Genomic DNA, 11,230 nt, shown 5'->3' with positions numbered 1-11,230 from the left:
AACGGGCAAAAAAGCAACGCCTGTACTCGGCGCTGGGCTTGCCACGTTTAAATTTGGGTTAATCTGTTATCACTAAGCTAAGTATAGCAATGAAATCTCTTTTTATTGCTTGCAAATACTATAATGTGAGGTTTATTAATGGTTTATAGGTCCAATCATGCTGGTCCATCCACAATTCGATCCGATCGCGCTTCAACTGGGTCCGCTTGCTGTGCATTGGTATGGCTTAATGTATTTGGTTGCGTTTTTCGCCGCCATTGGGTTGGGTCGCTGGCGGCTACACTTGCCGCAGATCATCGCGCAAGGCTGGAACGCAAAAGCCTTAGACGATTTGATGTTTTACGCTGTCTTGGGGACCATTGTAGGCGGCCGGCTGGGTTACGTTTTGTTTTATAAAGCCAGCTATTACTGGGCTCACCCACTGGATATTTTTAAAGTATGGGAAGGTGGGATGTCGTTTCACGGCGGTTTTGTTGGCGTAAGTTTTGCTCTGTTTCTTTTTGCTCGCCAACATCAGCGCCGCTGGTTAGAAGTGAGCGATTTTATGGCGCCGCTGGTGCCTGCAGGTTTGGCCGCGGGGCGTTTAGGTAATTTTATTAACGGTGAATTGTGGGGCCGGGTGACCACCCCTGATACTTGGTGGGCCATGTTATTTCCACAGGCGGCACGCGCAGATTATGCATGGGTCTTGAATTATCCGCAGCAGGCTGCTGCATCCGGGTTGCAGGCCATTTTTGCACAATACGGCGCACTGCCGCGTCATCCTTCCCAGCTCTATGAAGTGGCTCTGGAAGGGGGGGCTCTGTTTATTCTGGTCTGGCTATTTGCGCGTAAGGTAAGACCGGTTGGCGCAGTTTCAGCCGTTTTCTTGATTGGATACGGCTGTGCGCGTTTTCTGATTGAATTTTTACGTGAGCCAGATGCGTTTCTTGGCTTACTAACGCTGGGTTGGTCGCTTGGGCAATGGCTGTCAATACCGATGGTGGTGGTCGGGGTTGGTGTGCTGATTTATACCTATCGGAGGCGCCCGCTCACTACTTTGCCAATGGCTAAGGAGTAACATTTAGAGCGTAAAAAAAACGGCGCCGAGAATTCGACGCCGTATTATAAAATCTCCACCTTAGCCGTTAGACCAGCATCCTGAACCGGGGTTCAAGATGGTCGCAGTTAGTAGTACTTTGAGTGCATCAGACAAGTGATGCTCACACCCGTACCACAAATTTCCGCAACCTTTGCATATTGCATTGGTTCAAAGAGTATATGGCCCTCGCGAACTAGGCAGAGAAAACTAGAGTTTAAATCACAACATTGGCTTTTTAAACAATTCAAAAAATTGATTCAGCAATTATACTACGCCGGCTCCTATTTAAAGCCCTCAATTAGGTTGGATCACTGCTTGACGATAGCACATTTTGCTCATGCTGCTCAATCGTAGTGGCAATCCGCTGATTCATACGTTGCATTGTACGTCGAATTTCTTCAGTAGGGAATGCTTCATTTTGACGTACGCTACGTTGCAGTAATAAAAGCTCGGAAGCTAACGAAAGAGCGGCCATGACGGCAATCCGATCGGTGCCGCGGGCCGTGCTCTGAGCACGCACTTTGGTCATTTCTGCGTCAACGCGTGCCGCAGCTTCCAATAAGGCCGCTTCGTTTTCTATTGAGCAGGCGAGGCGGTATTGTTGATCCAATATTTGGACTTCAATTTGTTTATTTGTCATGAGAGCTTACGGAGGTTTATTGAGAGGAGTGAGCGTGCGGCGCAGTAGGTAGGGCTGGCGGTAACTGGGTAAGAATGGCATTCAATTGAGCCTGCGCCTCTTCGATTTTGCGAGCCAGGGCATCGCGCTCACTGCGCGTTTGCTCGAGTGTCAAATGGGCCTCGGCTAAGGTCGCCTGGGTTTGCGCTAATTGTTGGGTGACTTCTCGCCATTGTTGGCGATAGCGGTCGAGTAATGTAATGAGCCGACTAATATTTTGTCGTAAAGAATCTATTTCGTTAAGCATGAGCTGCATCCTTGGAAGTCAGCGTATTTTAACCGTATCAAATCGCGTTGCGGTAGTTTGCACAAAGAAAGGCAAACTTAACCGTCAATTAGCGACGATATTCGTGTGGCCGATGGGCATCATCCTAAGCATGCTGTCGCAGTGGGCGCACGCCGATACACATCAGCCGGATCCTGGAAAAATGGGTCCAGTTAAATTCGCTCTCAACCCAACAGCGTTGGCTAAGCCTCCGGTATTGGCTCAAGTGGTGGTGACAGCTTCTCGCATAGCGCTACCATTAACCCATACGCTGGCGCCCACTACGTTATTTAATCAACAAGATATGGCAGAGAGTGGTGCACTAGATTTGCCTGCATTATTGCCTGCTGTCGCAGGGGCGCAGGTTGTTAGGAGTGGTGGACCTGGGGCGACGAGTAGTCTTTTTTTGCGGGGCGCTGCTGCGACGCAAACCTTAGTATTGATCGATGGGGTGCGCGTTGACTCAGCGAGTCTTGGGAGCGCGCAGTTATCGCAATTGATGTTGGATCAGTTTGAACGGGTCGAAGTAGAGAGTGGCAATGCCTCTGCGCTGTATGGCTCAAACGCGATTGGCGGTGTGGTACACATTTTCACAAAAGAAGGTAGCCAAGCTTCGCCAAAATTAAATGTTTCGGCGGAAATGGGTAGCCATCATACCCAGCATCAGCAAGTTGGCCTAGCTGGCGCACTTGACACCACAGGTGACACGACCTTTAATCTGAATGGCTCACGCCTGAAAACCGAAGGTTTCGCAACGCGCGATATGTCACCAACGCAAGCGGTCCATCCGCAGGCCTATGGTTTTTTTACGGAAAGCATCGGCGCTCAGCTTAAGCATCGCTTTACACCTGCTTGGCTGGCGGGACTGCGCTTTTATCAATCAGAAGGGATGGTGGGTTCTGATCTGGCCTATGGTTGCCCAACGGATCTCAATTTAGCCAAGAACCGAGTGCGCACGGTATCTATGTTTGTGGAAAGCAAATTAAGCCAAGCCTGGCGCACTTCGTTGACCGTGGCCAGCGGCAACGACCAAAACCTAAATTGGCTAAATGGCATATTCGATAATCATTTCAGCACCACCAATCGCCAACTGACCTGGCAAAATGAGCTGACTTTACGGCCAAGGCAGCAGCTGCGGTTTGGTTATGAATACCTTCAGCAAAATTTAGATGCCAGCCTTTATACAGCCGCTAGCCGGCATTCGCATGCCAGTTTTGCGGGCTATCAGGCGGGCTTAGGCGCGCATCAATTTCAATTTAATGTGCGGCGCGACCAATATACACATTTCGATGTGGCGCATAGTTACTATGTCGGCTACAGTTACTCCTTCGATCCGCATTGGAAATTTACGGCGAGTCACTCTACGGCATTTCGCGTACCATCGTTTAATGATTTATATTATCCCAATTATGGCAATGCCAAATTACAGCCTGAATATAGTCAAGCGGTGGAGGCGAGGATTGAACATACTTCAGATCAATTGGGCATGACACGTTTGAGCGTATTTCAAACACGTTACAATGACTTAATTGAAGCGGTACCCGCGCCCTCTACTCAGAGCACTGTATTTCAGTTATATCAAGCTCAGAATATTGGCCGCGCGCGCGTGCAGGGACTTGAAGCATCATGGCACGGACGGGTACTCGGTACGCGGATCCGGACTTCAGTGACCGCGCAACACGCCATGGATGAAACGCATAAACGTGAGCTTCCGCGCCGCGCCCGGTATTTGGCAAACTTCCTCGCGACACGGCGCTTGGGCGATTGGCAGGTGGGGGGCATGTGGTTGATGAGTGGTCAGCGCCATGATAATGGCGCTCTGCTCGGTGGCTATGGAGTGGTGAATCTCAACGCGCGTTACGACCTATCCCGCTCATGGCACCTCGCAACCCGGATTGAGAATCTGTTAAACAAAAACCATGAGCTGGTTCAAGCCTATCGCGCTGCACCACGTGGCGTATATTTCACGCTAGGTTGGCAGCAGCGTTAATGATGTCAAATAGCCAATGATCAAAAGTATGACGTTACAGCGCGCCGCATGCATCTGGGCGGTGCTTTTCTTAATTGCCGCTAGCGTATTTGTGGCCTCGCTCGCAGTGGGTAGTGTTACCTTGTCTTGCGCGCAATTATTGCGCGTTTTCTTTGTTGATGAAGAGAGTGTTGCGACCCAAATTGTTTATACTTTACGCCTACCTCGTGCGGTAGCAGGTTTTGCTTGCGGCGCGTTACTGTCCGTGGCTGGCGCGCTGCTCCAAATTTTATTGCGTAATCCACTTGCCGATCCTTATGTGTTAGGCGTATCAGGCGGCGCGGCCACCTTTGCTTTGGGCGCGATGATGCTGTCATTGCCGGCTTTTTATATTAATCTTTGTGCCTTTGCTGGTGCGCTTGTCGCGATTATGATTTTACTGCTCGCCACGCGGCGTATCTGGTTGCAGCACGCATCGCATAGCGCTGCGCCGCGCTTATTATTAAGCGGAGTTGCGCTGGCAATGGGGTGGGGCGCATTGATGATTCTTTTGCTCACGCTTGCCCCAGAGCGCGCATTGCGTGGCATGGTGTTCTGGCTGGTCGGAGATTTAAGCAGCGCGACGCAAGGTTGGTGTGCATTCATCGTGCTTGCCGGAGTACTTATCATGAGCTTAACGCATGCCACACAATTCAATGTCTTGCTGCGGGGCGAGATTGCGGCGTATGCGCTAGGGGTTGCGGCTGCGCCATTACGGCGGCGGATTTATTGGTTGGCGTCACTGGCTACTGCGACCGCGGTGAGTAGTGCTGGGAGCGTTGGATTTATTGGCTTAGTGGTACCTCATGGAGTGCGACTTTTACTGGGGAATGATCAACGCATGTTACTGCCGGCGGTTGCCCTGGCCGGTGGGGCATTGACCTTGGCGGCGGATCTGGTGGCCCGCACGATAGCTGCTCCGCTTCAATTACCATTAGGCGCTGTGACTGCATTGATTGGGGTCCCCGTTTTTTTATGGTTGCTGGCCAGCACGTGCCGATGAATCAGCACCCGCCAAAGGGCGCAGCAATTGCCGCAGATGCACCCATAGCGCAGGGCCTGATGGTGCGTGAACTGACGCTCGCGCAGGGTTCTCGCACCCTCGTTGCGGGCTTCACACAATGCTTTTTGCCGGGTCAGATATGGTGCATTGCCGGCCCTAATGGGGTGGGTAAAACGACTTTAATCGAAAACTTAGCGGGCGTGCGTCAAGCGAAGCAGGGTACGATTGAGCTCGATGGCCGCGCGCTGTCCTTATGGTCAACCGTTGCGCTTGCGCGGCGGCGGGCGTTATTGCCGCAAACTTTGCAAGATATATTTAGCTCGAGTGTATTTGAGACAGTCTTACTGAGTCGCTATCCTTATTTGGCAGGCTGGGGCTGGGAGACTAAGCAAGATCATCTGGCTACTTGGGCGGCGCTCGCTAGCTGGAATTTAACCTCGCTGGCTACGCGTGATGTGCTGTCACTTTCGGGGGGCGAGCGGCAGCGGGTTGCGCTGGCGGCAGTGCTATGCCAGCAGACGCCATTACTTTTATTAGATGAGCCTCTGGCGTATTTAGATTTACCTTACCAAATGGATTGCCTACAGCGTTTACGGAGTTGGACCGGCAGTGCGCAACGCACCCTTATTTTTTCATGCCATGATTTAAATTTGGCACGTCGGTTTGCCACCCATGCACTTTTGCTGGATGGCAACGGAGCCGTCTATAGCGGCCCCGCGCGAGAAATTCTCTCGCCCATCTTGGTTAGCCGTGTGTTTCAACATCCGTTTAAACTTTTGCCAGGCGTTGAGCCAGAAATCTTAGTGCCGGTTTAATTTTCATTGAGCTATTACATATTGGGATAATTCGGCCCGCCGCCGCCTTCTGGCGCAACCCATACGATATTCTGTGTAGGATCTTTAATATCGCAGGTCTTGCAATGCACACAATTTTGCGCATTAATTTGTAAATGCGGTGGTTTATTGTTGTCGGCCACGAATTCGTATACAGCCGCAGGACAATAGCGAGCTTCTGGCCCCGCATAGAGGCGTAAATTGACATCGATGGGCGTCGTGGGATCTTTCAATGTCAGGTGTGCGGGCTGGTTTTCTGCGTGGTTGGTATTGGAAAGAAAAACTGAAGAGAGCCGATCAAAAGTGAGTTTGCCATCAGGTTTGGGATACGCGATAGGCTGAAATTGTGCCGCGGGTTTTAGGCTCTCATGATCTGCTTGCCGATGGTGCAAAGTCCATGGCATTTTACCGCCGAGCAGTTTTTGTTCAAGTCCCGTCATTAAGGTACCCAAGGTGAGCCCCTTGCTCATCCATTGCTTAAAGTTGCGGGCTCGAGAGAGCTCCTGGTATAGCCAAGAGTGCTTAAAAGCTTGCGGGTAAGCGTGCAGTGTGTCACCTTGGCGGCCTTCTACTAAAGCCTCAAAAGTTGCTGCGGCGAGCAGCATTGCGCTTTTAATTGCAGCATGACTGCCTTTAATGCGCGCGGCATTTAAAAAACCTGCCTCGCAACCCGCCAGCGCACCGCCCGGAAAAACTAATTTTGGTAACGACATTAAGCCACCCGCGGCGATCGCGCGGGCGCCATATGAAATGCGTTTGCCCCCGTCAAGAAAGGAACGAATGGCTGGGTGCGTTTTATAGCGTTGGAACTCTTCAAATGGCGAAAGATAAGGATTTTGGTAACCTAGCCCAACCACCAGCCCAAGCGCCACTTGCTGATTGGCCATATGGTACAGAAAAGAGCCGCCGTAAGTTGCATGATCAAGTGGCCAGCCAGCCGTATGTATAACCAGCCCGGGTTGATGTTGTGCAGCTGGGACCTCCCATAATTCTTTAATGCCAAGACCATAAACTTGTGGATCGGAATCAGCGCTGAGCTGGTATTTTTCTTGTAATTGGCGGCCTAAATGGCCTCGTGCGCCTTCGCAAAAAAGCGTATATTTGGCATGCAGTTCTAAGCCGGGCTGAAATTGCTCAGTCGGCTGGCCATCCCGTCCTATGCCCAAATTACCCGTGGCGACGCCTTTGACAGCGCCATGCGCGCCATATAGAATTTCTACGGCGGCAAAGCCTGGGAAAATTTCAACGCCAAGCGCTTCGGCTTGGCGCCCGAGCCAGCGCACGACATTGGCCAGGCTAATCAGGTAATTGCCGTGATTTTTGAAAGTCTCGGGTAGGATCCAAGCGGGTGCTTGATACGCTCGTTTGGAAGTCAGAAATAAAAAGCGATCTTCAGTGACGAGTGTCTCAAGCGGCGCGCCGCGTGCTTTCCAATCGGGAAATAACTCACTCAGCGCGCGTGGATCCATGACTGCGCCTGACACAATGTGAGCCCCAATTTCTGAGCCTTTCTCAAGTACGCATACGCTCATTTCCGCGCCTTTTTGTTGGGCGAGCTGTTTTAGATGAATCGCCGCCGCGAGGCCAGCTGGGCCGCCGCCAACGATGACTACATCGTATTCCATCGATTCGCGCTGGCCGGATTGATCAGAAAAGGGGGTAGGTGACATAGCTCTCCACTGCGAATTATGATTTGTTTTAGCGAACAATATTGTGCTGGAAGTAGCCTTCTACTGCAAGCAATCAGTAAGCTGTAACAGATTGAGATTTTGTTAATTAACTTTTTTGGGCGCACAAATTGATGTCCATTTTTGTTGCTTCATAATGAACCACGAGATTCTTTCTCAACCCGCAGCCAGTGCTTTAGGGCTGAGTGATGCATTCGCCTTTGTGCGTGAGCAAGCGGGTACGCTCCGATTAGATTCGGGAGAGCCTGTCGTTGATCATGCGCTAGGTGTTGTGCGTATTATTAAAGCGCTGAATGTAGATCAACCCACTTTGATTGCATCCGTTATCTTTAATACCCTGAATTACATAACCGAGCCCGGCGCGCTTCTGGTCGCTCGCTTCGGCCCTGAAATTGCACAGCTTGCAGCGGATGTATGCAAGCTGATGCGGCTGGGTGTCAGCAAAGGACCGAAGACATCCGCGGTGGGGCCACAGCGCGCTGGCCGCGATCTTGAGGCCGCGCGGCGGATGCAAATCGAGGTTGTGCGCAAAATGTTGTTAGCCTTTGCCCAAGATGTGCGGGTGGTGTTGATCCGCCTGGCCTCTCGGCTGCAAACCTTACGCTACTATGCTGCGACGCAGCAACGGCCCGCACTTGCCGCGGTGCGTGAAATGCTTGAGCTAGACGCACCGCTGGCTAACCGTCTTGGCATTTGGCAGCTAAAATGGGAACTCGAAGATTTGGCCTTTCGCTTTGAAGAGCCGGTGACCTATAAATACATTGCGGGCTTACTTGACGAAAAGCGGATTGAGCGTAATACCTATATCGTAGAGACCATAACCCAATTACAACTTGAATTATCTAAGGCCAGTATACGAGCCGATGTCAGTGGCAGGCCCAAGCATATCTATAGCATTTGGCGCAAAATGCGCAGTAAGCAACTCGATTTTTCTGAGCTTTATGATGTACGCGCATTGCGCGTGATTGTGGATGACATAAAAGATTGCTACAGCGTGCTTGGCATTGTGCATAATCTTTGGCAGCCGATCCCAAAAGAATTTGATGATTATATTTCACGGCCTAAGCTGAATGGCTATAAATCATTGCACACCGTTGTGCTAGATCATGAAAGTCGTGCCTTGGAAATTCAAATTCGCACCCATGAAATGCATCGCTTTGCCGAATATGGCGTTGCTGCGCACTGGCGCTATAAAGAAACTGGCGGACAGAATTATGATGGGCAGACGGTTGCCCAAAGCCGTTACGATGAAAAGTTAGCCTGGTTGAGGCAATTACTTGCGTGGAAGGACGAGGTAACGCAGGGCGAGGCTGCAGAAAATATATGCACTGACAAAAAACCATGGGAACAATTAAAGCAAGCGGAGCTGGATGATCACCTCTACGTACTCACGCCGCAGGCTCATGTGGTCGCTTTACCGCAAGGGTCAACCGCTATCGATTTTGCTTATTATTTGCATACGGAACTGGGCCATCATTGCCGCGGTGCTCGGATTGACGGCGCTATGGTGCCGCTTAATACGCCACTGCACAATGGGCAAACGGTCGAGATTATAGCGGTGAAGCAGGGCGGCCCATCGCGTGATTGGCTGAATCCGCAATTGGCCTATTTAAGCAGTGCGCGCGCGAAACAAAAAGTGCGTGCTTGGTTTAATGCGATTGATTTGCAACAAGACATCGTGAGCGGACGAGTTCTGGTTGAGAAAACCTTACAGCGCGAAGGAAAAACCTCTACTAATTTAGAGGAGCTCGCGGCTAAATTGGGCTTCAAGTCAGCCGAAGAATTATTTATTGCCGTCAGCAAAGAAGAGCTAAGCCCACGCAGTATTGAGCAAGCATTAGTTACTCCCAGCGCTGAGCAAAACCAGAGTGCTGCTGCGTTAATCACCAGAAAAAGCAGTGATTTAAGCGTGTTGAAAGGTGCGTCAAGCGGTGTGCTCGTGGTTGGAGTCAGTGCATTAATGACGCATTTTGCCCGTTGTTGCCGGCCGGCTCCCCCGGACGCAATTGCTGGCTTTGTGACACGCGCTCGGGGCATCTCCATTCACCGTGCTCAATGTGCAAGCTTTTTCCATTTGGCGCAACGGATGCCTGAGCGGGTGATGCAAACGACTTGGTCTAGTCATGCACAGAGCCGATTAGGTACAATAGTCTATCCGATTGATCTGGTCATAGAAGCAACTGATCGGCCAGGGCTGTTGCGCGATATCTCGGAAGTTTTCGCGCGAGAAAAGATCAATGTAATTAACGTAAAAATTGTGAGCCGGCGTGCCCTCGCATTAATGCACTTCACGGTTGAAGTGACCAGTACTGCGCAGGTTTCGCGGGCGGCAGCATTATTAATTGAAGTCGTAGGGGTGCTGCGTGCTACACGTAAAAGCTAAATGCTTAGTACTCTATCTAGTGCGATCACTATAACGAAATTTTAAGGTAGCGCTCTCTCTTTAGAGCGCTGATAGCAATGTCTTTTGATTCAGCTTTTTTTATTTTAGTACTCGGCGCGATGGTCGCGGGTTTTGTCCAGGGACTTTCTGGCTTTGCGTTTGGCATGGTCTCCATGTCATTCTGGGCTTGGGTGCTCGACCCGCAGCTGGTGATTGCAATGACTGTTTTTGGTGGGCTCACGGGCCAGTTATTGGCGGTGACGACAGTACGCCGCTCCTTGAATTTGCCATTACTGCTTCCTTTTCTCATAGGGGGGTTAGTCGGCATTCCTATTGGCATAGCGATATTGCCCTACTTAAATACGAGTCTTTTAAAAACCATCCTAGGATGCTTACTGATCGTTTGGTGTCCGATTATGCTTTTAAAAGATCGGCTCCCGCCGTTTAAATTGCGTTCGCGCCTAGCGGACAGCATAGTCGGTGGCTTGGGCGGCATCATGGGTGGGCTAGGGGGCTTCGCTGGCGCACTTCCGACTTTATGGTGTATGTTGAGCAGCTTTGATAAAAATACGCAGCGTGCGGTGATCCAAAATTTTAACCTTTCTATTTTAACGGCGACAATGGTGAGCTACGTTGCCACAGGCGTTGTAACGCGCAGCATGATACCGATGTTTGCGGTTGTAGCTGTGGCTATGTTGGTACCTACTTTAATTGGTGCGCGCTTATATAAAGGGATTGATGAGCTTACTTTTCGCAAGATCGTACTCGGTTTGCTCACTTTTTCGGGGGTTACTTTGTTGGTTTCTGTTTGGGTTTAGCTATAAAATGCTTTTCTCTGCTTACGACTCACGTAAAGAACGCATCTGTTGTAGCACTTGGAAAGTCGCTTTAGCTATCGTTGCTATGGATTTGTAGCAATCCAACTGAATTAATCATCTCACTTATTTTTACGCTAAAAAACATTAAAAACGGTTTGCAGAAAAGTGAGGCGATTCTGTAAAACGTACACTTGAAGTTATGCAGCAGCTGCTAACCCACTATCGGCGGATGAACAGACTCTTGCTAAATATAATAGAATTAAAAATAGCCTAAAATTTGTTTCTCAATTAGCTTGTATATAGGTGATTTAAGCTTTTAATGGGCCTGAGTCGTATCTTTGCTGTGGAATTTTTGACGTTGCTCATACTGCCGTAACTTGGGACAGGTGAGTTTTATCAGTTGATAAGTGAAACTCCAATCGATAATGACTGGTGTAATCACAGACTCAATAAGTGAGGGTGTTTAGAGGAG

General features: G+C 50.2%; 9 protein-coding genes and 1 other RNA gene. 6 read left to right on the top strand and 4 right to left on the bottom strand.

From position 1 onward, the window contains the following. Window positions 1-157: 157 nt before the first annotated feature. Entirely contained in the window at window positions 158-1,060 is a 903-nt protein-coding gene (gene lgt / locus MPB2EB_RS05225) for a prolipoprotein diacylglyceryl transferase (protein ID WP_185181308.1), read from the top strand. Between the two features lie 48 nt (window positions 1,061-1,108). On the opposite strand, the gene ssrS is transcribed toward lgt, so the two are convergent. From ssrS to MPB2EB_RS05210, 3 genes are all read right to left on the bottom strand, one after another. Beyond that, window positions 1,109-1,288, bottom strand: a non-coding RNA gene (gene ssrS, locus MPB2EB_RS05220) — 6S RNA. Between the two features lie 91 nt (window positions 1,289-1,379). Continuing rightward, complete coding sequence (locus MPB2EB_RS05215; RefSeq protein WP_185181307.1) at window positions 1,380-1,721, bottom strand: cell division protein ZapA; 342 nt, start codon at window positions 1,719-1,721, stop codon at window positions 1,380-1,382. 16 nt (window positions 1,722-1,737) lie between these two features. Beyond that, the gene (locus MPB2EB_RS05210) at window positions 1,738-2,007 is read right to left on the bottom strand and encodes an ATPase (RefSeq protein ID WP_185181306.1); all 270 of its coding nucleotides are present in this window, start codon (window positions 2,005-2,007) and stop codon (window positions 1,738-1,740) included. Between MPB2EB_RS05210 and MPB2EB_RS05205 the strand changes: the two genes are divergently transcribed. Genes MPB2EB_RS05205 through MPB2EB_RS05195 form a run of 3 tightly spaced genes read left to right on the top strand, consistent with a single transcriptional unit; the run spans window position 2,006 to window position 5,851 of the window. Continuing rightward, entirely contained in the window at window positions 2,006-4,015 is a 2,010-nt protein-coding gene (locus MPB2EB_RS05205; protein WP_185181305.1) for a TonB-dependent receptor domain-containing protein, read from the top strand. The genes MPB2EB_RS05210 and MPB2EB_RS05205 overlap by 2 nt on opposite strands. 28 nt (window positions 4,016-4,043) lie before the next feature. Beyond that, the gene (locus tag MPB2EB_RS05200) at window positions 4,044-5,036 is read left to right on the top strand and encodes an iron ABC transporter permease (RefSeq protein WP_185181304.1); all 993 of its coding nucleotides are present in this window, start codon (window positions 4,044-4,046) and stop codon (window positions 5,034-5,036) included. After that, window positions 5,033-5,851 (top strand): ABC transporter ATP-binding protein, encoded by an 819-nt coding sequence (locus MPB2EB_RS05195; protein WP_370576585.1) that lies wholly within the window; start codon window positions 5,033-5,035, stop codon window positions 5,849-5,851. The genes MPB2EB_RS05200 and MPB2EB_RS05195 overlap by 4 nt, the downstream gene beginning before the upstream one ends. A 14-nt stretch (window positions 5,852-5,865) precedes the next feature. Here MPB2EB_RS05195 and MPB2EB_RS05190 read toward each other — a convergent pair whose 3' ends face one another. Next, window positions 5,866-7,539 carry an electron transfer flavoprotein-ubiquinone oxidoreductase gene (locus tag MPB2EB_RS05190; RefSeq protein ID WP_185181303.1) on the bottom strand — a complete coding sequence of 558 codons (1,674 nt, stop codon included), beginning with the start codon at window positions 7,537-7,539 and terminating at the stop codon, window positions 5,866-5,868. A 154-nt stretch (window positions 7,540-7,693) separates the two neighbouring features. Between MPB2EB_RS05190 and MPB2EB_RS05185 the strand changes: the two genes are divergently transcribed. Then, window positions 7,694-9,940: a bifunctional (p)ppGpp synthetase/guanosine-3',5'-bis(diphosphate) 3'-pyrophosphohydrolase gene (locus tag MPB2EB_RS05185; RefSeq protein WP_185181302.1), complete on the top strand. Its 2,247-nt coding sequence runs from the start codon at window positions 7,694-7,696 to the stop codon at window positions 9,938-9,940. Between the two features lie 77 nt (window positions 9,941-10,017). Beyond that, entirely contained in the window at window positions 10,018-10,758 is a 741-nt protein-coding gene (locus tag MPB2EB_RS05180; protein WP_185181301.1) for a sulfite exporter TauE/SafE family protein, read from the top strand. Window positions 10,759-11,230 lie beyond the last annotated feature (472 nt).

The sequence above is a fragment of the Mycoavidus sp. B2-EB genome, from assembly GCF_014218255.1.
Taxonomy (GTDB): Bacteria; Pseudomonadota; Gammaproteobacteria; order Burkholderiales; family Burkholderiaceae; genus Mycoavidus.
This window is presented reverse-complemented; position numbering and strand designations above follow the sequence as displayed.